A 23564-nucleotide genomic window follows, 5' to 3' on the forward strand; every position below is an offset into this window, starting at 1 on the left:
GGAAGATGATAATCATGACATGCCTGGATGACAACGGAGCCATGATGTTTAATAAGAGACGGCAGAGCCAGGACCGTATTCTGCGTCAGCAGATTTTAACACAAACCGCTGGAAGCAAGCTGTGGATGAACAGCTACTCGGCAAAACAGTTTGAAGGAGAAATCGCAGAGAACATCGTCATAGATGAGGATTTTATGGACAAAGCCCAGCCGGGAGACTTTTGTTTCATAGAGAATAGCAGTCCGGCAGCCTATGAGGAGAAGATTGAACAAATCATAGTATATAAATGGAACAGAAAATATCCAGGAGATTTTTATTTTGATGTATCCCTGGAGGAACACGGCTGGAAATGCAAGGAAACGGAGGAGTTCGCCGGTCACTCCCACGAGAAAATCACAAAGGAGGTATATGAGAAATGAAAAAGATCAGCAAGATTTTGCTGCCTCTGATTTTGATTCTCGCACTGAGTGTGACAGGCTGCACCTCGGATGAATCGAATTCTACAGGCACCATGAGTGCATCATCACAAGGGGCGGTAGTAAGTTTAGACGAGATACCAGAATATGGGGGAAAACCTTATGTGGTGGTAGATGATAACGAGCCGTCTTTCAGCGAGAGCGACTTTACCACAGAGTCTTTTGAGGAATACAGTGATCTGGACAATCTGGGGCGGTGTGGAACTGCCTTTGCCAACATCGGCAAGGATCTGATGCCCACACAGAAGAGGGGCAGCATTGGATCGGTCAAACCCAGCGGCTGGAGGACCGTCAAGTACGACAATGTGGACGGCAAGTATCTCTACAATCGCTGTCATTTGATCGGATACCAGTTGACGGCAGAAAATGCCAATGAAAAAAATTTGATTACTGGAACCAGGTATATGAATGTGGACGGCATGCTGCCTTTTGAAAATATGGTAGCGGACTACATCAAAGAAACGGGTAACCACGTGCTTTATCGTGTAACGCCGATTTATGACGGAAAGAATCTGGTAGCCAGCGGGGTGCAGATGGAAGCAGAGTCTGTAGAAGATGAAGGTGAAGGCATTACATTCAATGTCTACGTTTACAACAATCAGCCGGGGATCGTCATCGATTATGCCACCGGTGAAAGCCGCCGCAGCAGTGATGCGAAGAAGAAATCTGATACAGAGGAACAGAACTTTGTAGTGAACACCAATACGCATAAGTTTCACAATCCGTCCTGCAGCAGTGTTAAGGATACCAAGGAGTCAAACAAGAAGACTTTGAAGTGTCCGCGTCAGGAGTTGATCGACCAGGGTTATGAGCCGTGTCAAAGGTGTAATCCCTAACTGATGTCGCAGGAGTCTGTACTGCAAATACGAAAAAACAAGAAGGTGGATTAAAAAATGAATCTGTATAAGAAAGTTGAAGAAACACTCGCATCTCTTGGAATCTCCTTTGAACTCGTCGAACACGAACCCGCCCTGACGACAGAACAGGCGGACCGCTTTATTGAAGGTATTGAGGGCGTGCGCACGAAAACGATGTTTCTGACCAACAAGAAAAAGACTGCCTATTATCTCTTAATCATGGATGACCATAAGAGACTGGATATGGAGGCCTTTGGTGAAATCGTGGGCAGCAAAAGAATCAAAATGGCATCATCAGACAGCCTTTATGAAAAAATGATGCTTCCGCCAGGTGTAGTCTCCCCATTCGGTCTGCTGTACAATGACGATAGAGATATTTCTGTTTTCATTGACAAAGAGATCATCGATGAGGATAGAATGAGCTTTCATCCGAACACCAATGAAAAGACGATCTTCATAAAGACCACGGACTTATTAAAGTTTATTGAGGCTATCGGCTATGAGGCAAAGGTGATCGAATTCTAAACAGGATACCCCCACAGGTGTCCTGTTTTTTGATTTATGCTGGGGTTCTCCTTTCTGGGCAAATTTCTGGGTATATCTTCCAATGAATGATCGACTCCCATTGTAGTAGGTATTGAGAAATGTTATAATGAATTGAAAGAAATAAATGATTTAAATGGACGAGCCTGAACCTAAGTAACAACTGCAAGGCATCAAGGAGAGCAATAATATGAAAAAGATCATAACAAAATTGGGGGGAATTTTTGTTCCGGTTATCTTATGTGTAGCCCTGATTTTCACAGCATTTATGTCACTGAATCTAATAGATGATTTACAGGGGAACGCCAGAGTCATAAACTATATCGGCATCGTTCGCGGCGCAACGCAGAGATTGATAAAAAAAGAATTAAACCATGTGCCAGACGATGAGTTGATTCAACGGCTGGATCATATTTTATCAGGACTGTCAAATGGAAGCGATGATCTGAATTTAAGAAAACTTGAAAGTGAGGAATTCCAGACCTCGTTAATCGAGATGAAAAAAGACTGGGCAGAGATTAAAAGGCAGATTTACGATTATCGAGATGGCGCTTCTGACCAGAGGTTATATGACTTAAGTGAAGACTATTTTAAACTAGCAGATGATACCGTCCTTACAGCTGAGGAGTATACGGAACAGGTAGTACAGAGCGCAAGAAAAATATTGATGATCATGAATTCTATATTTATAGTCATGGCTCTCGGATCTTCAATTTTTACCTTCTATCAAGAAAGACGACAGCGAAAATTGATCGAAGCCGAAAAGGAGAATATCAAGAAGAGTGAACAGCTATCAAAACGAGCGCAGGAGCTGCAAGCGCCGATGAATGAAATATCAGAATTGATGTATGTTTCCGATGTGGATACTTACGACCTGCTGTTTGTCAACGAGGCAGGAAAAAGAACCTTCCATATTGATGACAGCCAATCCGGTCTAAAATGCTACAAAGTTTTACAGGGCTTTGATGAACCATGTCCATTTTGTACAAATAAATTTATAAAAATGAATGAGACCTATTCTTGGGAGTATACAAATCCGATCGTAAACAAGCATTTTCTATTGAAAGACCGTTTGATAGAATGGGATGGCCATATTGCGAGAATGGAAATCGCTTTTGATATCACAGAAGTCAATGATGAAAAAACGGAATTGAAAAGAAGATTGGAAAGAGATGATATCCGCCTTGCCTGCGTAAGTGAGCTCTATAATAATCGCGATATTGATCTTGCCATCACCAGAGTTCTGGAATATATCGGAACCCTCTTCTCGGCAGAACGCGCCTATGTCTTCTCATTTCACGGCGATTACTATTCGAATATTGCAGAATGGTGCAAAGAAGGGATTTCTCCTGAGATTGACAATCTACAAAATATTCCAATAGGGGATTATCAAGTATGGCTGGACGAGCTGGAGAAAAATAAAAAGGTTGTGATCAATGACGTTGAAGAGATGAAGGATACCTTTCCCACCGGTTATGAACTGCTTTCCCAACAGGGTATTCGGAATATCATCTGGGTTCCTTTGATAAAAGATGGCAAAATAAGCGGAACCATCGGATTGGATAATCAGGACTTGGAAATGGCTGAAACAGCAGCCCCATTCATGCAGACAATCCAATATTTTCTTTCCCTCGCCATGCAGAGAAATGAAAATGAAAAGATGCTCTTTGAATTAAGTCAAATAGACAAATTAACATCTTTTTATAATCGAAATCGTTTTATTGAGGATGTTTCTGAATTTAAGATGCATCAGGATTCTGTCGGAGTGGTCTATTTAGATATCAATGGGTTGAAAGAAATCAACGACACGTTTGGTCATGATGCAGGTGATGATCTGATCAAGGAATGTGCCAGCATTATGAAAAGCAGAGGCTCTTCCAATCATCTGTACCGTATCGGCGGCGATGAGTTTGTAATCATATATTTGGATATAGCAAAAGAACGTTTTTATGACAGTGTCCAGCTCTTGAAAAACGATTTTCAGGATAGCAAGTGTCAAATTGCGATTGGATGTAAGTGGAACAAAAATTGCTCCGACATGGATGACATTATCAAAGAAGCCGACGAAATGATGTATGCCGATAAGAAGAAATTTTATCAAGGCCATCACGCTACCAGCCGTTATAGACATAATCATGATATATTGGAATTTTTGACGGAACCGAATGTATTGATAGAAAATATAAAGAATCATCGTTTCATCGTGTATCTGCAGCCCAAAATTGATGTAGAAGACTGCAAGATGGTCGGAGCAGAAGCACTCATCCGCTACCAGGATGAAAACGGATTGATCATCACACCAGATAAATTTATTCCAGTATTAGAAGATACATACTTTATCAGTAAGATTGACTATTACGTTTTTGAACAGGTGTGCAAAAACTTAAGCGCCTGGGCAGATCAAGACGAGCCTCTATTTACAATATCGAGCAATTTTTCAAGAATTACGTTCATGGATGAGGGTTTCGTAAAAAGCATCGAGGCGATCAGTGATAAATATCAGGTTCAGAGAGAATTCCTCGAAATAGAAATTACCGAGGGAGCGAACTGTACGGATTTGAATACATTGGTAACCAGAATAAATCAGATAAGGAACGCAGGATTCAAAGTGGCTATGGATGATTTCGGCGTAGAAAGTTCGAACTTAGCGCTGCTGTCACAAGTAAAATTCGATGTATTGAAAATAGATAAGGGATTTGTAAAAGACATCATTTCAAATAAAAGAGCGCAGATCATCATTGGGACGATGGCAAAAATGTGCGATGAGATGGGCATTCAATTGATTGCTGAAGGAATAGAGGATAGAAAGCAGCTAGACCTTTTAAAAGAATATGGCGTCAGAACAGTGCAAGGTTTTCTATTTAGCAAACCGATATCACTTTCAGAGTATGAAGAAAAATACTTGAACTGACATGCAGAAGCAACACAGATAAAGAATCGAAACAGATATAGCAGCAGTTTTTTATTTTAGAAGGACACCGTAAAGGTGTCCTCCTTATTTTTATTATGTAGGAAATATCGATGAAGACGATATTGACGGAATATCAAAGAACGTACCTTGCGAAGAGCCGCCCCCCCAGCGGGCGACATGTGGAAATAGGAATCTTGAAGCCCTAGCCCGATTTACTTTAAGTAAATCGTTGGCAGGTCTCATGCGAAAAGTCCCCAAATCTCGATTTGACGGACTTGACTGCTTGATTCCGTCATTTCCACGTTTTTTATCTAAATCACCTGAAAAGCATGTAACATTTTTCTGCCACCATTGTTATATATACAGAAGAACGCAAAAGAAATCCACTTCGAAACGGAGGTGAGGGGATTGGATCACCATCCGCTGGAGCAGCTGTATGATGCCTACTATCACGAACTCTATATCTATGTCTATTCTCTGTGTAAAAGCCATTCTGCCGCAGAGGATATTCTGCAGGAAACTTTTTTAAAGGCAATCCTGTCTCTGCCAGAGACCCATGGCAATATGAGAGCATGGCTCTACCGGGTTGCCAGGAACTTGACCTTTAATCTGATGAAGAGGGACAAGCACAGGGCGGAAAGCAAGCTGGAGCCGCTTATAACACAAGAGGACGAACCGTTAGAAAAACTGCTTAGGAACGAAACGTATCAGGTTCTCTATGAGGGAATCACGAATCTGTCCAAAGTGAAAAAGGAGGTTTTGGTGATGCAATATTTCAGCCAGCTCAGTTTGAAAGAAATCGCTGTAATCATGCACATCAGCCCAGAGAATGTGAGAGTGATTGCAAGCAGGGCACGTAAAGAACTGAGAACTTATATGGAGGGAAAAGAAGATGACTTATCGTGAATTATTAGAACTGTATAAAAACGGCCGCCTGGACAAAGAAAGGAAAGAAACGGTCGAAGCGGATATTGAAAAACATGAAGCGATCAGCGATTACTTGTGTGATGAAATGGAGCTTCCAGATCTGGTATTAGAAGAAACCTCTTCTGAGGGATCAGCCCAGGACTTCGCCAAGGTGGTGAAGCGTTCAATCAGAAGAGCCTTTTTGAAACTGGGCATTACGGTCTTTATCGTTACCCTGATTGCCGTGCTCTTTATTCAGTTTGGCCTGCCTAAAATCGTGGAACAGAGGTACTACAATCCGGCAGAACCTATCGGCGACCTAGTGTACGGCGAAGAGACTAAGATGAGCCGAGATCTCGCAGTTTATTCAGAACTAATGGCGCCGGGCTACTATAGGCAGGATGTAGATGTGAACAACAGGGGCTATGGCAATTATGACATCTATATCAGACAGACCTCTGGCTGGGACGACAGACAGTTTCTTAATGTAGCAGGCAAGATTGAAAAAGGCAAACTGACTTACTTTGGCATAGAAATCTTCGATCAAACATTATGGGACGGTATTGAGTGGTACAACGTTTCTTCTATGAAAGAAAAGAAGATAAATAAACAGACTTTGCTCAGCAGCATCAAAGGAAAAAAACAGACTGCGGAGGACCAGACAAGGGCAAAGCAAAGACTGAACGAACTTTTCAGCGGGCAGATGTATCTGTGTTATGTGACCTTGAATCAGCAATCCGATTATGAAAAGCTCCATCAATTCATTTTTGACCGCGGATATGGGAGTGAGTTCTGGTGTGCAGTGAGAACAGAAGAAGATACCTGTGCCAACCTGTGGATGATGGGAGATGCTTCCCTATCGACCTCTATGGAATGGGACAAAGAAAAATACCCATACCTGCTGACTTGGCAAGAGCCGTCGGGAGAAAAGGGAGATACTCTGGATAAACAGTATGCGAATATCAATACGAATGAGAATATGAAAACGCACTTTCTGAGTATGACTTCCTATCTTCAAGATCAGGATAAATTTTGTAAGATGATGGGTTTATCAGAAGAAAGCCTTTCACAGGCAGAGAACTACGTTGCAAAGAATAATCTTGCAATCACCGGATTTGCGGCGGTTATGGATAAAGAAACCGCACTGGATTTTCTGAATCAGACGGAGGTTTATACTGTCAAAGCAGTGCCTTTGAACTAAAACCTATGTAATATCAGGGAAACTTCCCTGATATTTTTTTGCTTAGATTATCAGCACCAGCAGCAGCCAGGCGCATAGTAGAGTTTGATCAATCGCTGTCCTTCACACAGGTTGATGTGATAGGGTTTTGCGCAGACAAAGCGCCAGCCGGGAATACGGATGATATTGTGGGCGGCTGAAACGCAGCTGCAGGCGCCTACGTTGTCTACGACCTTATCCGGTCGCAGCCGCTTTCCTGTGCAGCAGTTGAGATACTGCACCGTAAAGGATGCCGCACCGTCGATGACTGTGACTGCCGCATTGTCGTAGATATAGCCTCCATCAGTTACCAGTATGGCAAAGTCTGTTATGGTTTGGTCACCGCAATCTGTCTTGTCATCAAAGGTGAATTCAGCAGTGGACTTAGCTGGAACTGTAAAGTTTTCGCCGAGGATTCGCCGAGTTCCGCTGTGCAAAGCCTCTTCCACTGTTTCTACGCCTTGGATATCGTAGAGGAGAGGAAAAGTGAGAGGTGTATCTGCATAGTTTGTCACCTCGATGCGATAGTAGATTTTTTCACAGGCAGAGACAGAGACTTCCTTATAAAAAACTTGATCTTGCGTTCTGCCGACAAACTTCTTCACCGTTAATTCCGCATTGCAGGCGACTGTAGGCGTCTGAAAGTACAGGATGCGGGCGGGATTGTCGTAGACCAAATCCGAGGAAGCTGCCACTAAGTGGTCTGGTTCGAGAAAAGTGACAAAGGTCTCCTCATCGTTGTTGGTGTGAAGATGATTTCCGTGGGCGGAACCTTTGCTAGTGACCTCATAGGTGAGTCTGACCTGTGTTTTGCTGTCAGGAGAAGCCAGTGGAAATGGCACCTTTCCCAGATCCACCGTAATGACCCCGTTGGATACGTTGGCATCGCTGACATCTGGCAGCAGAGCCGGCTTTGTATAAACTGTATAATCTGGGTCTGTCGGATCAGTGATGTCAGCAGCGCTGATGGATTTCAGCTGTATGCCGTCCTGCCAGCCTGTCATTTTGATAGAACCAGCAACATAAGAAAAGAGGGCTGTATTGATGGTATCGGTGATGATAAGCTGCATGCTGCCTGTGAGCACGAAGAGGTCGCGGACCAACCGCTCCAGTTCTTCGATAATGGGATTCTCGGAGCCGTTCTCTGTGGCTTCTCGCAAATAAGAACCAGAAGAGGCGATGGTTCTCATGATGTTCAGCACATCTTCTCTGGTATATGGCCCCGGGGTCTGGGCATCAATCTCGATGCCGAGTACGAAGAGTGAGGCGTTGCCGCCGACGGGGGATTTAATCCTTACAGCCGTCTCGTAAGCCCGCTGCAGAGCCAGGACCAGTTCCTGAGAAGTTGCGGAACGATTGGCGATTTCGGCTATGAGGGTTGGCAGCGTCTGCTGCAGATAGAGATAATACTTCCAAGGGGCCCCGGGCATATCGGGCAGGAAATCGTCGTTGACACTGTCTGGCTTTGCATAGACGTCTGCATCAGCAGCATTGATCGAACGATTGGCCTGGCCGTCGGTAATCAGTATGACTGCCCGGCGCAGAATATCTTCAGACTGGGCGAATCCGGGAGTCCGCAGTAAGGTGTAGGCTTCCTCCAGACCGGCCTCTGTGTTGGTGTCTTCTCCGTAAGGAATAGCCCAGATCATGTTATCTAAAATGGTATTGTTCTCATACCCGCTGTCGTTCATGCTATAGGGCAGTTGCGCGGCGGTGAGAGGGGTTCCTGCTGCTACAGCAGTGATGAAGTTCCCCGTATATGCGGCGGGTTCTGCAGCGTATATGCTGGCAAGGTAGTTTTGCAGCACAGTGTCTGCCTTTGCCGATCCGTCGTCGTTGTAGATGTCGGAATACTGGATTTTGTAGTATCTGTAGTAATTATACAGGCTTCGTTCAGTGCTGGCGGCGATGGGTGCCGACTGGGTCATATAGACTTGCATATCCGTGGACGAGATATAAGAGCCGTTGCGGTAACCGAGAATCTGACCAATCAAGTTACCGCTGGTAGTGGAACGCCGCCAGGTGAACAGAGTACCGAGGTAATCATAGGAGAATCCCCGGTCTGTATTAGGCACATAGGCGTCTCTGGCAAAGGGAACAATGGTGACCTTGGTATCCCTGTTTTGCTGCCACATCAGGTTGATGGTCTGGATCAATGCTCTTTTTGCCAGCGCCATTTTTCTGCTGCCTCCCGACATCATACTGGCTGTCACATCTAAGACGAAGATGACGTCTAAGGAATGGGGCGGGTAGTAAGAATAGACCAAAGGGTTCGCCTCCAAATCAAGATTTACAGCAGCCGTGCAGCCGCCTTCTGCACCTTTGGAGATTCGCAGACGGTCATAGAATTTTAAATCACTGCCGGTTCCATTGTTGGCTCCGGCATCGTAAACTGTTGTTTCACCCGAAGTAATCCAGTAGTCAGGATTTGCGGGGTCGTCTGTCGGTCGGATGATGTCATATCCGCCTATGGTTTCTGGATTTTCTTTTCCAGGCCCCTGATAGGGGCAGAGTGTTTTTATGATTGTCATAGTAATACCTCCATACCTTATCAGTATATTAAAAGACGAGATCTGATGTGTTTCATCCAGACCTCGTCTTTTAGAGGATTATTCAAATTTGCTCGCTCGATAGGAATAAATCACATCCGCAATGAGCAGGACAGAGCAGATAACAAATCCCCACAGTGTACATTTGATCCCCCTCAAAAACACGGTACCGGCAATCATTAATACACCCGCTGTTATAAAGGAAATCCCTCCGAATTGCTGAGATTTTTTCCATGACGTTTCATTTTTCATACTCCATTTTGTCCGCAATCCGAAGAAGGAATTCCGCTGGATCTTTGGCATGATAATGCCCATGACGATGAAGAGGGCGCCGAAGAGAGCGAAAATCGCACTGGGGAAGTCGAAGGCTGTCTCCGAAAGATTTTGCACCTGCGCAAATGAAGTGTACAAAAAATAGAGATTCATGATATTGAAGACGATGAGGGCGGCGATGTTACTGAGCAAACAATATTTCTCGTTATCACGTCCCTTTCTTTCCCATTCCGGTGTCTTGCGATCCATCTTGGCAGAGATTCTTGCCATCAAAAGCATAAAAACTCCGAAGACGATGACCATAGCAGGCAGAAGGAAAGTTTCATATCTGCTGCCCCAGCGATCGACTTGGCCGTTGAACCCATAATGTGCAGGAATCCGCTCAGGCAAATAGAAAAAGGTGACGATATTTATAATCGTCGGAAGAAATATTAAAATATAATTGACTATTCTCAGTGCTCGCTTATTCATTTTTACCGCCTCCTATAAGAGCCGATCCCTGCTCTGTACTGCTATTTTTTTCAATTATAGCCCTGCCTACTGTTGAAGTCAAGGAAGATGACTACATCACACGGGGCATAGGAATTAAAAATGCCCCTTAAAAGGGGCACAATAGAATCTATATCAGTGGCAGGACCATCTGCACGAAATTGACGAACAATTTGATTCCGTAGAAGATGATGACCAGGCCGCAGACGATATTGATGATACGCAGCACCTTATCAGTGAATTTTGCGCTGAACAGGGACAAGATCGTAGAAATGCCCAGAAACCAGCAGCAGGATGCACAGGCCACACCGATAATGAATTCCGCACCTTGATCTGCGGGCAGGGTAGCACGAAAGGCGCCGAGCATCATAGAGCCGTCGATGAGGGCCTGGGGGTTGAACCAAGTCACTACACAGGCTGTGGAGATCACTTTGAGGATGGGTACGTCTACCTTGGTCGAGGTATCCATCTTATCGTGCGCGCGCAGCAGACCGATTCCAATCCAAACGACAATCAGGCTGCCAACCAAGAGGATGATCATCTGCAGCCACTTGGAACTTTGCATGATGGCGCCAATGCCGAAGAAACAGGCTAGTGCCAGGGTTACATCAAAGAAGATGACAATCAGTGCGGTGGTGTAGATTCTGCTCCTCTTCTGCGTCAGTGCTGTATTGATGACGAATAGATTCTGCAGGCCGATGGGAGCCACATAAGCCAGCCCCATGGTCAGGCCTTGAATGAAATATACCATATTGTTCCTCCGTAATCTTGAATATCTGGTAATTATCATAACACAGCTGGCGGGGAATGTAACCTACCAATGAGGAGAAAATGAAACCAACCAAATATATCTTTTTGCATCCTGGATGAAACCCTATGTTTTACTGGTGGTCGTTTTATGATACAATAAAAGATAATCAATTTGAGGTATGAATAATGAATAGAGAATGGTCTGAACTCAATAAAACGATGCAGATGCAAATTAAAAAAGAATCCACTTTTCAAGAAGGCATTGTAACACTTTTGACCTTACGCCAGAAGTTGACTGACGAAATATTCCTCCTAAAAAGAGAGCTGGACACAGATGATTTTAGCGCGAGACCTTTTGCCAGCGCTGACGGTTACCACAGTAAAACCATCGCCTATTCACTCTGGCACGTTTTCCGCATTGAAGACATAGTCGCCCATACCCTTATCAGAGGCGATGAGCAGATTTTCTTCCTCGGAAATTATCAAAAGCGCATTGGTTCGCCTATTATTACGACGGGAAATGAACTTGTGAAAGAACAGATTTCTGACTTTTCGAAGCAATTAAATCTGGATGCGCTATATCAATATATGGCCGCTGTCAACGACAGTACCAATGGCATTCTGAGAAATTTATCATTCACAGATTTAAAAAGAAAGATTAAAAAGGAAGAGAAAGAATATTTGAGGTCACTGGCAGTAGTAAGCGACGACGAAAATGCCCATTGGCTCATCGATTACTGGTGCGGAAAGGATTTTCGAGGACTGATTCAAATGCCTTTTTCTCGTCATTGGATTATGCACATTGAAGCATGCTTGCGCATAAAAAAGAAATTATTGTAAAGTGATCTCTGCTTCTGAGAAGGGGGAAGTACAATGATAGAATTCGAGTGGAAGCCTGATAAGACGGACAAGACGCCGATCTACAGGCAGATTGTAAAATACATCAGCGATAAGATTGCCGCGGGAGACTGGGTGATTGGCAGCCGCCTGCCTTCGCAGAGAGCTATGGCAGAGGCTTTCGGCGTCAATCGAAGCACCATTGTTACAGCCATGGAAGAATTGATCTCCTATGGCATCCTGGAAAGCGATTTCGGCGGAGGAACCAGGGTGAAGAGCAATACCTGGTCCCTTTTGATGAGCCAGCCGCCGGACTGGAACAAATACATTCAGAGCGGACCTTTTCATGCCAATATCCCAACCATACAGGCCATCAACAAGCTGGAATTTGAACCGGGTTATATCAGAATCGGCACGGGAGAACTGGCACCAGAGCTGTATCCGAATAAATTGGTCGCGAAGATCTTTCGCAGAATGCCGGAAATCGTGCCCCACCTGGGTTATCTGGGACCTCTTGGCCTTCCTGAATTGGGGCGCGCCCTATCTGAGAGACTGCGGCTGGAGCAGGGTATCGAGGCAGACCCTGCCAATATTTTGATTGCCAGTGGTTCTCTGCAGGGTTTGCAGCTGATCAGTGTCTGCATGCTCAAACGAGGCAGCCAGGTTTATACAGAGGCGCCTACGTACTTGAAATCCCTGCAGATTTTTCAGTCAGCGGGTATGAATTTACATGGTATACCGATGGACGATGAGGGTATAAAATACTGGGAGATGAAAGATGCTTCCATCGACTCCTTGTTATACACCATTCCAACCCATCACAATCCGACCGGAATGGTCATGAGTGAGAAACGGAGACGAGAGCTTTTGAACTTCTGCCAGAACAAGCGCATGCCGATGCTGGAAGATGACGCTTACGGTCAGCTGTGGTTTGAGGAGAAGCCTCCTAGGGCAATCAAAGCCAGCGACAAGACCGGATCCGTCATTTACATGGGCACTGTATCAAAGACCATGGCACCGGGTCTTCGCATCGGCTGGGTCGTCGGACCGGAGGCAGTAGTGCAGCGGCTGGGCGATGTCAAAATGCAGACCGATTACGGCGCAAGCTCCGTATCCCAGTGGATGATGACGGAGCTTTTGACAAGCGGAGACTATGACGTCTATCTTGCAGGGCTGCGCAGAGAACTGAAGGACAGGAGAGATCACGCGTTAGATGCTGTCAGGCGGAATTTCAGCGATATGGCTACGTGGAGCAAACCCACAGGAGGCTTCTATATCTGGCTTCGCTTCAACAAAAAAGTACCGATTGACAAGGTCTTTCGCGAGGCACTGCAGCGGGGAGTTTTGCTGAATCCCGGAAACGTTTACGACTATATTGAAAATCACGCCATAAGGATTTCTTACGCCTATGCAGATCCTTGCGATATGACAAAAGCGCTGGAAATCCTGGCATCCATTGTAGAAAAATATTATTAGAGGTAGTTACATGGCATTTACACATTTACATGTTCATACAGAATACAGTTTATTGGACGGTGCTGCCCGCATTACTGATGTGGTGGCCAGAGCAAAGGAACTGGGCATGGACTCCCTGGCCATTACAGACCATGGCGTCATGTTCGGCGTTATCGACTTTTACAAAGAGTGCAAGAAACAGGGAATCAAACCAGTCATCGGCTGCGAGGTCTATACAGCGGCTAGAACCATGCTGGACAAAGATGCCGATAAGGACAAGTATCAGGGCCATCTCGTTCTGCTGGCGAAAGATAACGAAGGATACAGAAATCTGATTAAAATCGTATCAAAGGGTTTTATTGAAGGATACTACTATAAACCCCGCATAGACAAGGATGTTCTGCGGGAACATAACGAGGGGATTATCGCGCTCTCTGCCTGTCTGGCTGGCAAAGTGCAGAACTGCCTGCTCAATCGGGACTACGACGGCGCCAGGACAGAGGCGCAGGCCTTAGATGAGATCTTCGGTCACGGCAATTTTTACTTGGAATTGCAAGATCAAGGTCTGGAAGAAGAGGCGATGATCAATCCAAGCCTGGTGAAATTATCAAAAGAACTGGATATTCCTCTGGTAGCCACCAACGACGTTCATTACGTCAGACAGGAGGATGCCGAGGCTCACGATGTGCTCCTGGCGATTCAGACGGCCACCACCATCGACGACGAGAAGAGAATGCGCTTTCCAAACGATCAGTTTTATCTGAAGAGCGAGGACGAGATGAAGAAAATCTTCGCTTATGCACCGGAGGCCATTGAAAATACACATAAAATCGCAGAGCAGTGTAACGTGGAGTTCACCTTTGGTGAATATCATCTGCCGGAGTTCATACCGCCTGCGGGCAAAACCAACCAGCAATACCTCAGAGAGCTTTGCCAAAGCGGTCTGAGGGACAGATACGATGAAGTGACGAAGGAGCTGCAGGACCGATTGGAATACGAACTTTCGGTCATTGAATCCATGGGTTATGTGGAATACTTCCTGATCGTATGGGACTTCATCAACTTTGCCAAGGTCAACAACATCATGGTAGGGCCGGGTCGAGGTTCCGCCGCGGGCAGTCTGGTGGCTTATAGCCTGAAAATCACCGACATCGATCCAATCCGATATAACTTGATTTTTGAGCGATTCTTAAACCCTGAGCGAGTCAGCATGCCCGATGTGGATATCGACTTCTGCATCGAACGCAGAGGTGAGGTCATTGACTATGTCATCAAAAAGTACGGCAAGGAAAATGTGTCGCAGATTATCACTTTCGGAACTATGAAGGCCAAAGCGGCCGTGCGAGACGTGGGACGTGCACTGAATCTCAGCTATGCCGAGGCTGACAAGGTCGCCAAGGCGATTCCTTTTGATTTGAAAATGACCATCGACAAGGCACTGGAGATGAATCCGGAACTGAGAGGGATGTACGAGGAAGATGATCGCATCGCCAAGGTCATTGACATGTCCAGGGCCATCGAAGGCATGCCCCGCCACGCATCTACCCATGCGGCAGGTGTGGTAATATCAAAACTGCCTCTGGACGAGTATGTTCCGTTATATATGTCCGACAAAGGGGTGGCCACCCAGTTCAATATGACAACCATTGAAGAGTTGGGCCTGCTGAAGATGGACTTCCTGGGGCTGCGGAATCTGACGGTGATCAGAGACGCGCTGGAACTGATTGAGAAAAATTACGGCGTGACCATCGACTTTGCCAGAATGGGTTATGACGATGCATCTGTTTACGAGATGATTGCCAGCGGAAATACCGACGGCGTGTTCCAGCTTGAAAGCGGCGGTATGACCCAGTTCATGAAAAACCTGAAGCCTACCTGCTTTGAAGACGTCGTAGCGGGTATTTCCCTGTACAGACCAGGTCCGATGGATTCCATTCCGAAGTACATTGAGTATAAGAAAAATCCCCAGAAAATCAAATATGTGACACCGGAATTGGCACCGATTTTGGATGTTACTTACGGCTGTCTGGTCTATCAGGAACAGGTTATGCAGATTGTGCGAGATCTGGCCGGTTACAGCTTTGGCCGATCAGACATCGTGCGCCGCGCCATGAGTAAAAAGAAAAAAGACGTCATGCTGCAGGAGAAGGAATACTTTATCAACGGGAAAACCGATGAAGAGGGTAATATTGAGATCATGGGCTGCGTGCGCAATGGCATCTCGGCAGAAGCGGCAGAGGCAATCTTTGCCGATATGGAAACTTTTGCCCAGTATGCCTTTAACAAATCCCATGCTGCGGCTTATGCGGTAGTAGCTTATGAGACCGGTTATCTGAAGAAGTTTTATCCGGTAGAATTCATGGCTGCGCTGATGACCAGTGTCATGGGCGACGCCAAATATATATCCAGATATATCAGAAACTGCCAAGATATGGGGATTGAAGTGCTTCCTCCGTGTATCAATGAAAGCGGTAAAAAGTTCACTGTGGCTGACGGCAAAATCAGATTCGGCTTGCTCGGCGTAAAGAATGTAGGGGAAGGCGCCATCGACGCCATCATCAAAGCGAGAGAAGAAAAAGGAAGACCGCGGGACATCTTCCAGTTTATCAACAACGTGGAAATCAGCGAGGTTAACAAGAAGGCGGTGGAAAGCCTGATCAAAGCCGGCGCCTTGGACTGCCTCAATACTAACAGAGCCGCCCACTTAGCCATCTACGAAGGATTGGTGGAATCTGCGCAGAACAATGCCAAGAAAAATATCGCTGGCCAGATGTCTCTCTTTCAGATCAGCAGTGAGGAAATGAGCAGTGGCGATACGTCGGGAACGCTGCCGAAGGTCAACAACTTCAGCAAGGACGTGCTGCTGGCCATGGAGAAAGAGATGGTAGGTGTGTACATCACCGACCATCCTCTCAACGAGTATACTGACCGCATCAAAAAGCTGGTGACAACCACAAGTGAAGAGCTGGCCAGTGTGGTTGAATCGGAAACGCCGGATACCCGCATCAAAGACGGCATGACCGTGACCATGGCCGGTATGATCGCCGGCAAAAAGAACCTGGTCACTAAAAATAACAAGATGATGGCCTTCGTAGATTTGGAGGATTTATACGGCGAAGTGGAAGTCGTGGTCTTTCCTAACGTCTACGAACGCTGCAGAGAGGCCATTGAAGAGGACAACGTCGTGGTGGTAAAAGGAAAGCTCAACTTCAAAGAAGAGGAAATGCCGAAGCTGCTTGCCGATTCCGTGGTGGATATCAACGACGTAGAGCAGAAGCTATCTCAGTCGTCTGAACGACCATCAAGAAAGCAGGCAGATTCAGGACTTGATCCGGTCAAAGTGAGAATTCCAGCAGAGGCGGATGAAGAAGAAATGCTGGCTTCTTTAAGAGAGATTTTCGGACGCTATCGAGGAAACTCGCCAGTGCTGATTTATCTGCAGAATGGAAAAATATTAAAAACAGGTCAAGGTGGAGGTGTCTATCCGACCATAGATTTTTTTGATACTGTGGCAGAAATCGTGGGGCGGCCCAATATCAAAGGGCGGCCGGTGTTTTAAATTGATAGGACTAGCGCCAGCCGCGGCTGCCTGCTTGCGGAGCGCTAAACCATTAGGAGGAGATTATGAAGCGAATAGGAGTATTAACCAGCGGAGGCGACTCTCCGGGTATGAATGCGGCAATCCGATCAGTAGTGAGATGCGGCATTGACGAAGGTCTGGAGGTATACGGTATTTACCGAGGGTTCGAGGGCCTCATGGACGGCGAGATAGAGGCGCTTACCCGAAATTCTGTAGGAGACATCCTTCAGCGGGGTGGTACGATTTTAAAGACCGCCAGAAGTGAGAAGTTCAGGACAGAGGAAGGGCAGGCTCACGCGGCGGCTATGCTGGATACCTTCGGAATAGAGGGGCTTGTCATCATCGGCGGTGACGGATCTCTGCGCGGCGGAGCAGATCTGGCCAGACGTGGAATCAAAGTCATGGGTCTGCCGGGAACCATCGACAACGATCTGGGTTATACGGATTACACCATCGGTTTTGACACGGCAGTCAATACTGTATTAGAAGCCATCACCAAAATCCGGGACACTTCATCCTCTCATGAGAGGACGACGGTCATCGAAGTCATGGGCAGGCACTGCGGGGATATCGCCCTCTTTGCCGGACTGGCCGGCGGTGCCGAAGGCGTTTTGATTCCGGAGATCGAAAACGACGTCAGTGAACTCTGCAAGAAAATCGTCATGGGAGCGAACCGCGGTAAACAACACAGCATCATCATCAACGCGGAAGGCTCCGGCGTCTCTTCTCAGGAACTGGTAGAAGCCATCCAGTACAGGACAGGCAAAGACACCAGATTGGTAGTGTTATCTTATCTGCAGCGAGGCGGCAGCCCAACACTGCGCGACCGCATGCTGGCCACTTTGACAGGGGCAAAAGCGGTGGAGCTGCTGCGGGATGACTCTGAAAGCAAAGCCATCGGTACCGTAGACGGTGAAATTGCAGCTTATGATTTAATCGAAGCGCTTGAGCAGAAACGAGAAATTGATCGGGAAATGTACGATTTGATCGGTGTTCTGAGCAAATAGAGAGGTTGAGGAATGAAAATCGCAGTAATATATACCAGCAAATACGGAACGACAGAGCAGTACGCAAAGTGGATTGCCCGCGATACAGGTGCAGATCTTTTGCGGCAAGATGACTGCAAGGTGAAGGATCTGGAACAGTACGACTGCCTGGTCTTTGGCGGTCCTATTCACGCTGGCGGAATTTTGGGCATCAGGTTTTTACAAAAGAATTACAAGAAATTGTCTGACAAAAAAATCTTTGTCTTTGCTGTAGGCCTCAATATCGAAGACCCGGCAGTTCAGCAGGAATGCAGAGAAATCAACTTTGTCAAAGCAATCAAGGATCTGCCTTGCTATTTTCTGCGGGGCGGATACGACCCTGCTAAGGTGAGCGGTATGGACAAGCGTCTGATGGGTGTGGTCAAGAAGATGATCGCTGGCAAAAATCCTTCAGAGATGACCGAGTCTGAGAAGGAATTGATTGAAGCCATTGAGCAGGGCGCTGATTATACCAGCTACAGCGCCACTTATGATTTGGTGTATGCAATTCAAACGTTACATTTAGAAACGAAAAGTTGGTAGATGAATGTCGCTGGGCTCGGTTATAATTGGGTCATCAGGAGGTGACATATGAAAATAGGTAAGAAAATCGCAGAGGCAAGAAAGAACAAGAATTTGACACAGGAACAGCTGGCGGAGTCCAAGCTAGTCCCGGTTTCAGCAATCACCTCTTTGAAGTTTGAGAAGGAGGGAAAGTAAATGGAGCTAATGGGAACAATCTTTGTCCTCCTTGGTATTGTAGCCTTTGTCATGTATTACGATTTAGCAAAAAAGGTGAAGAAGCTGGAACGGATGATAAAAGATTCTGGCATTGTGGATATTGATGAGGAGTGGCTGCTGATTAGATCGGTCAAAAAGGAACAGGAAGGTCTGGTTAGAGTAGATTTCGTAAAAGGCGTGCAATTTGTTTAAGGGTATAGAAAAACCGTGGCCTGATAAATGAGGTCCACGGTTTTTATTATTCTTTGTGTTCTGCTAAGTATCCAAGAATGGCCTCTTTGAAGAATTCGATAAAGATATCGATAACCTTATCTTCTTTGGCGGGATACACGCCCAGAGACCGCTGGATGGCCATGCCGTCCAGTGCAGCCACGAAAAAAGAAGCCATCAGATATTTGTACTTATCGTTCTCAATACCTGAGGCGGGACCAAATAAATCACCCGTATTTTTGATTGTCGTCTTATAGTTTTTCGCGACGCGTTCTTTGTTCTGGTCGTTTTTGCTGATCAGATCCCCCAGGAGAGCGATATGAAGTTTCTGCTCATCTTCTTTCTGAAGACGACGCCTTACATTGTCGGCAATCTCATTAAAAATCTCCTGCTGCGTTTTTTCTCCGCTGCCTGCAGCGATAATGACTTTTTGAGAGAAGTGAATGGATTCGTTGATAATATCTTGAAACAGCTCTTCTTTGTTTTTGTAATAGTGGTAGACTGCCCCGGTGGTTACGCCTGCTTGAGAGGCAATCTCCCTGACCGTGGTTTTTTCTATGCCCTGAGTACGGATTACGCGCATGGCTGCTTCTAGGATTTGCTGCTTTTTCTCTGAATTTTTCATCTCTGTCTCCTTGCTTTTTCTTAAATAGCTGAATGCTATAGATCAATACCTAAATCGTTGTCAATAACTTGTCCAAAGGTAATGGAACTGTCGCCGAACTTTTTTCGAATATCGTCCATGGTCCGTTCAATGGATTCACGCTTTTCTCGTCCGCCGTCGGCGGCGCTGTCAAAGAGGGAAAGCTGTTCGTCGGCGGTTTCATCTGTCAAATTGATTGCTGTAATGGTCAGCAGCCTGATGGGGTCTGTCAAATTCCAGGAGGTTTTCATGATTTCCAGACTGGCAGTTCTGATTTCGGAAGCCAGGTTTGTCGGCAGATGCAGTTGTTTCTGTCTGGAAATCGTTTTGAAATAGGGGTCTTTGATGTCCACTTTGACTCCGTAAGCTTTCATCTGGTACTTACGTAGACGGCTTGCTACAGTATCCGCCAGGCTGGTTACTGCTGTGAGAATATCGTCCATTCCTTTGAGGTTGCGCTTAAATGTAATGCCGTTGCCTACTGACTTGATTTTTTCTCGCTGGTCATAAAGGGCAACCGGGCTGTTGTCAAGACCGTTGGCATAGCTGTATAGAATGGACCCCTGTTTGCCAAGTAAAGCTTCTAAAGCAATCGGATCGCCGTGAGCGAGATCACCGATGGTATGAATGCCTAGCTTTTCTAGTTTTTCGGCGGTAGCCCAGCCGACAAAGAACAACTCTCTTACTGGCTGGGGCCAGAGTAAATCCCGATAGTTGTCTCTCGTGATTTCGGTGGTCGCGTCGGGTTTCTTGTATTCGCTCCCCATTTTGGCGAAAATTTTGTTGTAGGATACGCCTACAGATAAAGTCAAACCGAGTTCTGATTTGATGCGGGCGCGGATCATATCGCCAATCTGCTTGCCAGAGCCGAAAAGTCTCTGGCTTGCGGTAACGTCCAGCCAGGATTCGTCAATGCTGAAGGGCTCTACCATATCCGTATATTCCAGATAAATCTGATTAATTTTTTCACTGAATTCCTTGTATTTGTCGTGGTGGGGTTTGACTAGCTGCAGATGAGGACACTTTTTTTTCGCCTGCCAGATGGTTTCTGCCGTGACGACGCCGTATTTCTTGGCTATCTCGTTTTTTGCCAATATAATACCGTGGCGGCTTTCCGGATCGCCGCAGACGGCCGTTGGATAATCCTTGAGATCCGGGCGGGAGAGGAGTTCCACCGATGCATAAAAACTATTCATGTCACAATGTAGTATTACTCTATCCATACAGTTATTTTACCACAAGAAGTGAATTAAGCAAATAAAAAACGGCTGCATGAAGGGGTGCATGATGGAATCAACGGCTCCTGTGCACTTTGGTCGTGCGGGACGACGTATTGTAGTTCGCCAAAGTGCTATGAGATGTTCCAAGAGACCGGACTGCCAGAGCAAGAAAGACGGGCTTTACAGTCCGCAGCCGAGCGCGCCAGAAAAAAAGTGCGGGATATTTCTCGGACTTCCCGCCCATTGTGGACTGTTAGAGGGGCAAAACCGGGCTTTACAGTCCGCAACCGAGCGCGCTAGAAAAAAAGTACGGGACATTTCTCGGACTCCTCGCCAATTGCGGACCGCCAGAGCAACAAAGACGGACTTTATAGTCCGCAATCAAGCGCGCTAGAAAAAAAGTGCGGAACATTTCTTGGACTTTCCGCCAATTGCGGACTGTTAGAGGGGCAAAACCGGGCTTTACAGTCCGCAACCGAGCGCGCTAGAAAAAAAGTGCGGAACATTTCTTGGACTCTCCGCCAATTGCGGACTGTTAGAGGGGCAAAACTGGGCTTTACAGTCCACAAATGGGATGGCGCTCAAAAATGTAGTAGACATTTTTTCTGATGAGCAAAATTGCGGACTGTTAGAGTAAGAAAAATGGACTTTACAGTCCGCAAATGAGCGCGCTAGAAAAAAAGTGCGGAACATTTCTTGGACTTTCCGCCAATTGCGGACCGCCAGAGCAACAAAGACGGACTTTACAGTCCGCAATCGCGCGCGCTAGAAAAAAAGTGCGGAACATTTCTTAGACTTTCCGCCCATTGCGGACTGCCAGAGCAACAAAGACGGACTTTACAGTCCGCAATCGCGCGCCAGAAAAAAAGTACAGGACATTTCTCGGACTCCTCGCCAATTGCGGACTGCCAGAGAGTCAAAACCGGGCTTTACAGTTTCGTCCAATCTCAGAAAAAATTTTTTGCCACGAGAAGAAAAGATATCAAATAACATTCACAATTTGAGAATAGATCTATGTTATAATACTTTAAGTATTGGTTCAGTTTAGCAATAAGAAAGGGAACATTGCGACATAACCCACCAATATCTCTTTGAGACGAAGGTTGTGTTATAATGATTCCACGATCACACGGCGTTGCCGCAAGGCAGGCATCATTGAAACATGACTTGAGATTCTATTTACAGAGGAGTCGTCATGTTATAATGATTCCACGATCATATTAAACTAATTACGATTTGGGAGAAAAGGGGTTCTCCCTGATAGCGATTTGATAGTAAAATAAGGGGTGAAAAAATGAATAATATCATGGTCTGCGTAACCAAACAGAAGACTTGCCAACGGTTAATCGATTATGGCAAGAAGCTGAGAGAGTCTGATGATGACCAACTCTTTGTCATACATATTGCAAAGAGTGATGATTCATTTCTTGATAATTCAGAGGAAGGCGAAGCACTGGAATTCCTCTATGAGAAAGCAAGAGATGCGGGCGCTAGTCTGACAGTAGAAAAATCAGACGATGTGATGAAGACTTTGATTGACATCGTAGACAAGAACGGGATTACAGAGGTGATTACAGGACAGTCCGGAGAAAAAGAAGACAAGGATTCCTTCCTTAACCGTCTTGGAGAGTATCTTGCAGGCAAGGCTAAATTGATTGTCGTACCAGCACATTCTTGACGAAAAGCCCGAAGGCAAGTATAATAGTACAAGTAGTCGACCGCGACTATACGACAAAACGCAGCCAAATCGAAGGTTTGGGCGTTCAAAGCATAAGGACTTTCATCTGTTCACAAACTGTGACAAGTCCATTATACGACACGTTCCTAGCCAGCTAAACGTGCAACAAGTTGCGCTCCTACGCAACTTTCGTTGCTTCGCTGTCCCATTTTCTATTGTAGCTGAAGCTGCGGAAAATCGGCAAGCTGGGGAACGTCAGCATAAGGTCTCCCCGACAATTTGCTTTGCAAATTGGGGTGAGGATCATTATACTACTTAATCCAACCAATCGAGCGGCGCAGAGCTTGCTCTCTTGGAGATTAAAAGCATAAGGTCTGCCAGACCAAATCAAAGATTTGGGGCAGGACCATTAGGAGGTAAACTAAGTGAGAATATTAACAATAATCGTCGGTGCGCTACTGACAATACTCGGTGTGTTTTCAGTAGCAAATGCCGGATTATCATTTTTATCACTGGCCTTTCCCATCGGTGTCGTTCTAATTATCGTTGGAATGGTAGAATGTTTTGCATATAAGAGAACTGTCGAAGACGAAGAAAACAGGCACTGGGTTCTGATCGAAGGGCTGACCACTTTTATACTGGGGGTTGTCGTTCTGACCGGGCAGCTGGCAGCGGATATCGCCGTCCCTGTGGTCTTCGGAATGTGGAGCATGATTTCTGGTATCAGAGGCTTTGTCATCGTTACCCAAGTTGTAGAAAAGAAAGAGAAAGATATAGATTTTTACTGGACTGTAGCGGTCAGTGCATTGAACTTGATCGTGGGGGTATATACCTTCTTCAACTTGATGCTTTTCCATTTGTCCGTGCTCATGATCCTGGGCGTATGCTTCGTCGTACAGGGTGCAAACGTCATCAAAATCGGTGTGGATATTTCCTACTCAAAGCCGGAATTGATTAAGACCAAAGAAGAGAAGATTGCCGATGCAGAAGCGGCGGCGGAAGAAGCGCACCAAGAAGTGAGGAAGGCAATCAAGAAAGCAAGACAGGCTCGCAAAGGCATCAAAAAAGCGGAAGAGTCAAAGGAATTTCACGAGATCATCAGGGAGCCGATTGGAGAAGCTGATAGTGAAAAGCCCGAAGAGAAAGAAGAATAATCATTATTGAAACAGGGGTGTCGCAAAATAGCTTGGATTCAGCTATGG

20 protein-coding genes are annotated in these 23564 nt (G+C 46.0%); 15 read left to right on the top strand and 5 right to left on the bottom strand.

Translation table 11 applies throughout. The features are described from left to right. Positions 1-5 precede the first annotated feature (5 nt). The 6 genes from ACMQ5W_RS01520 to ACMQ5W_RS01545 all read left to right on the top strand — a co-directional run bounded on the left by ACMQ5W_RS01520 (position 6) and on the right by ACMQ5W_RS01545 (position 6894). Positions 6-419 carry a hypothetical protein gene (locus ACMQ5W_RS01520; RefSeq protein ID WP_419022802.1) on the top strand — a complete coding sequence of 138 codons (414 nt, stop codon included), beginning with the start codon at positions 6-8 and terminating at the stop codon, positions 417-419. Next, positions 416-1312: a DNA/RNA non-specific endonuclease gene (locus tag ACMQ5W_RS01525; protein ID WP_419022804.1), complete on the top strand. Its 897-nt coding sequence runs from the start codon at positions 416-418 to the stop codon at positions 1310-1312. The genes ACMQ5W_RS01520 and ACMQ5W_RS01525 overlap by 4 nt, the downstream gene beginning before the upstream one ends. A gap of 57 nt (positions 1313-1369) precedes the next feature. Beyond that, complete coding sequence (locus ACMQ5W_RS01530; protein ID WP_419022806.1) at positions 1370-1858, top strand: prolyl-tRNA synthetase associated domain-containing protein; 489 nt, start codon at positions 1370-1372, stop codon at positions 1856-1858. Between the two features lie 208 nt (positions 1859-2066). Continuing rightward, the gene (locus ACMQ5W_RS01535) at positions 2067-4787 is read left to right on the top strand and encodes an EAL domain-containing protein (protein ID WP_419022808.1); all 2721 of its coding nucleotides are present in this window, start codon (positions 2067-2069) and stop codon (positions 4785-4787) included. Between the two features lie 408 nt (positions 4788-5195). Then, positions 5196-5693, top strand: a complete 498-nt coding sequence (locus ACMQ5W_RS01540; RefSeq protein WP_419022810.1) for an RNA polymerase sigma factor — start codon at positions 5196-5198, stop codon at positions 5691-5693. Further along, positions 5680-6894 (top strand): anti sigma factor C-terminal domain-containing protein, encoded by a 1215-nt coding sequence (locus ACMQ5W_RS01545; protein ID WP_419022811.1) that lies wholly within the window; start codon positions 5680-5682, stop codon positions 6892-6894. The genes ACMQ5W_RS01540 and ACMQ5W_RS01545 overlap by 14 nt, the downstream gene beginning before the upstream one ends. 50 nt (positions 6895-6944) lie before the next feature. On the opposite strand, the gene ACMQ5W_RS01550 is transcribed toward ACMQ5W_RS01545, so the two are convergent. The 3 genes from ACMQ5W_RS01550 to ACMQ5W_RS01560 all read right to left on the bottom strand — a co-directional run bounded on the left by ACMQ5W_RS01550 (position 6945) and on the right by ACMQ5W_RS01560 (position 10974). Continuing rightward, positions 6945-9443 (bottom strand): hypothetical protein, encoded by a 2499-nt coding sequence (locus tag ACMQ5W_RS01550; RefSeq protein WP_419022813.1) that lies wholly within the window; start codon positions 9441-9443, stop codon positions 6945-6947. Positions 9444-9521: 78 nt separating this feature from the next. Further along, positions 9522-10205: an SdpI family protein gene (locus ACMQ5W_RS01555; protein WP_419022814.1), complete on the bottom strand. Its 684-nt coding sequence runs from the start codon at positions 10203-10205 to the stop codon at positions 9522-9524. 148 nt (positions 10206-10353) lie between these two features. Then, positions 10354-10974: a LysE/ArgO family amino acid transporter gene (locus ACMQ5W_RS01560; protein WP_148493304.1), complete on the bottom strand. Its 621-nt coding sequence runs from the start codon at positions 10972-10974 to the stop codon at positions 10354-10356. Positions 10975-11159: 185 nt separating this feature from the next. On the opposite strand from ACMQ5W_RS01560, the gene ACMQ5W_RS01565 reads away from it, so the two are divergent. The 7 genes from ACMQ5W_RS01565 to ACMQ5W_RS01595 all read left to right on the top strand — a co-directional run bounded on the left by ACMQ5W_RS01565 (position 11160) and on the right by ACMQ5W_RS01595 (position 18803). Then, positions 11160-11813 (top strand): phage head-tail adapter protein, encoded by a 654-nt coding sequence (locus ACMQ5W_RS01565; protein WP_419022816.1) that lies wholly within the window; start codon positions 11160-11162, stop codon positions 11811-11813. 33 nt (positions 11814-11846) lie between these two features. Next, entirely contained in the window at positions 11847-13286 is a 1440-nt protein-coding gene (locus ACMQ5W_RS01570) for a PLP-dependent aminotransferase family protein (RefSeq protein WP_148493302.1), read from the top strand. Positions 13287-13296: 10 nt separating this feature from the next. Then, on the top strand, positions 13297-16824 hold the full coding sequence (locus ACMQ5W_RS01575) for a DNA polymerase III subunit alpha (RefSeq protein ID WP_419022817.1): 3528 nt from the start codon (positions 13297-13299) through the stop codon (positions 16822-16824). 65 nt (positions 16825-16889) lie between these two features. After that, the gene (gene pfkA / locus ACMQ5W_RS01580; RefSeq protein WP_148493300.1) at positions 16890-17852 is read left to right on the top strand and encodes a 6-phosphofructokinase; all 963 of its coding nucleotides are present in this window, start codon (positions 16890-16892) and stop codon (positions 17850-17852) included. A gap of 12 nt (positions 17853-17864) precedes the next feature. Next, positions 17865-18413, top strand: a complete 549-nt coding sequence (locus ACMQ5W_RS01585; RefSeq protein ID WP_419022819.1) for a flavodoxin domain-containing protein — start codon at positions 17865-17867, stop codon at positions 18411-18413. A 48-nt stretch (positions 18414-18461) separates the two neighbouring features. Beyond that, complete coding sequence (locus tag ACMQ5W_RS01590; RefSeq protein ID WP_419022821.1) at positions 18462-18590, top strand: hypothetical protein; 129 nt, start codon at positions 18462-18464, stop codon at positions 18588-18590. Then, positions 18591-18803: a hypothetical protein gene (locus ACMQ5W_RS01595; protein WP_419022822.1), complete on the top strand. Its 213-nt coding sequence runs from the start codon at positions 18591-18593 to the stop codon at positions 18801-18803. It abuts the gene before it with no gap. A 46-nt stretch (positions 18804-18849) separates the two neighbouring features. Here the strand turns inward: ACMQ5W_RS01595 and ACMQ5W_RS01600 are convergent, their stop codons facing one another. Together ACMQ5W_RS01600 and dinB are read right to left on the bottom strand one after the other, a co-directional pair. Further along, complete coding sequence (locus tag ACMQ5W_RS01600; RefSeq protein ID WP_148493288.1) at positions 18850-19446, bottom strand: TetR/AcrR family transcriptional regulator; 597 nt, start codon at positions 19444-19446, stop codon at positions 18850-18852. Positions 19447-19481: 35 nt separating this feature from the next. Next, complete coding sequence (dinB, locus tag ACMQ5W_RS01605) at positions 19482-20687, bottom strand: DNA polymerase IV (protein ID WP_419022824.1); 1206 nt, start codon at positions 20685-20687, stop codon at positions 19482-19484. A gap of 1291 nt (positions 20688-21978) precedes the next feature. Here dinB and ACMQ5W_RS01610 point away from each other — a divergent pair. Further along, complete coding sequence (locus tag ACMQ5W_RS01610; RefSeq protein ID WP_419022826.1) at positions 21979-22362, top strand: universal stress protein; 384 nt, start codon at positions 21979-21981, stop codon at positions 22360-22362. A 425-nt stretch (positions 22363-22787) separates the two neighbouring features. Next, positions 22788-23516 (top strand): HdeD family acid-resistance protein, encoded by a 729-nt coding sequence (locus ACMQ5W_RS01615; protein WP_419022828.1) that lies wholly within the window; start codon positions 22788-22790, stop codon positions 23514-23516. The last annotated feature ends 48 nt before the right edge of the window (positions 23517-23564 follow it).

The organism is Emergencia sp., from assembly GCF_048465375.1.
Classification (GTDB): Bacteria; Bacillota; Clostridia; order Peptostreptococcales; family Anaerovoracaceae; genus Senimuribacter.

Bases quoted from the DNA above. Each gene is read 5' to 3' on its own strand.
- ACMQ5W_RS01565 (WP_419022816.1), top strand. From the start codon at position 11,160: ATGAATAGAGAATGGTCTGAACTCAATAAAACGATGCAGATGCAAATT.
- ACMQ5W_RS01590 (WP_419022821.1), top strand. From the start codon at position 18,462: ATGAAAATAGGTAAGAAAATCGCAGAGGCAAGAAAGAACAAGAATTTG.
- ACMQ5W_RS01550 (WP_419022813.1), bottom strand. From the start codon at position 9,443: ATGACAATCATAAAAACACTCTGCCCCTATCAGGGGCCTGGAAAAGAA.
- ACMQ5W_RS01545 (WP_419022811.1), top strand. From the start codon at position 5,680: ATGACTTATCGTGAATTATTAGAACTGTATAAAAACGGCCGCCTGGAC.
- ACMQ5W_RS01525 (WP_419022804.1), top strand. From the start codon at position 416: ATGAAAAAGATCAGCAAGATTTTGCTGCCTCTGATTTTGATTCTCGCA.
- ACMQ5W_RS01595 (WP_419022822.1), top strand. From the start codon at position 18,591: ATGGAGCTAATGGGAACAATCTTTGTCCTCCTTGGTATTGTAGCCTTT.
- ACMQ5W_RS01560 (WP_148493304.1), bottom strand. From the start codon at position 10,974: ATGGTATATTTCATTCAAGGCCTGACCATGGGGCTGGCTTATGTGGCT.
- ACMQ5W_RS01570 (WP_148493302.1), top strand. From the start codon at position 11,847: ATGATAGAATTCGAGTGGAAGCCTGATAAGACGGACAAGACGCCGATC.
- dinB (WP_419022824.1), bottom strand. From the start codon at position 20,687: ATGGATAGAGTAATACTACATTGTGACATGAATAGTTTTTATGCATCG.
- ACMQ5W_RS01535 (WP_419022808.1), top strand. From the start codon at position 2,067: ATGAAAAAGATCATAACAAAATTGGGGGGAATTTTTGTTCCGGTTATC.
- pfkA (WP_148493300.1), top strand. From the start codon at position 16,890: ATGAAGCGAATAGGAGTATTAACCAGCGGAGGCGACTCTCCGGGTATG.
- ACMQ5W_RS01520 (WP_419022802.1), top strand. From the start codon at position 6: ATGATAATCATGACATGCCTGGATGACAACGGAGCCATGATGTTTAAT.
- ACMQ5W_RS01555 (WP_419022814.1), bottom strand. From the start codon at position 10,205: ATGAATAAGCGAGCACTGAGAATAGTCAATTATATTTTAATATTTCTT.
- ACMQ5W_RS01610 (WP_419022826.1), top strand. From the start codon at position 21,979: ATGAATAATATCATGGTCTGCGTAACCAAACAGAAGACTTGCCAACGG.
- ACMQ5W_RS01585 (WP_419022819.1), top strand. From the start codon at position 17,865: ATGAAAATCGCAGTAATATATACCAGCAAATACGGAACGACAGAGCAG.
- ACMQ5W_RS01600 (WP_148493288.1), bottom strand. From the start codon at position 19,446: ATGAAAAATTCAGAGAAAAAGCAGCAAATCCTAGAAGCAGCCATGCGC.
- ACMQ5W_RS01530 (WP_419022806.1), top strand. From the start codon at position 1,370: ATGAATCTGTATAAGAAAGTTGAAGAAACACTCGCATCTCTTGGAATC.
- ACMQ5W_RS01575 (WP_419022817.1), top strand. From the start codon at position 13,297: ATGGCATTTACACATTTACATGTTCATACAGAATACAGTTTATTGGAC.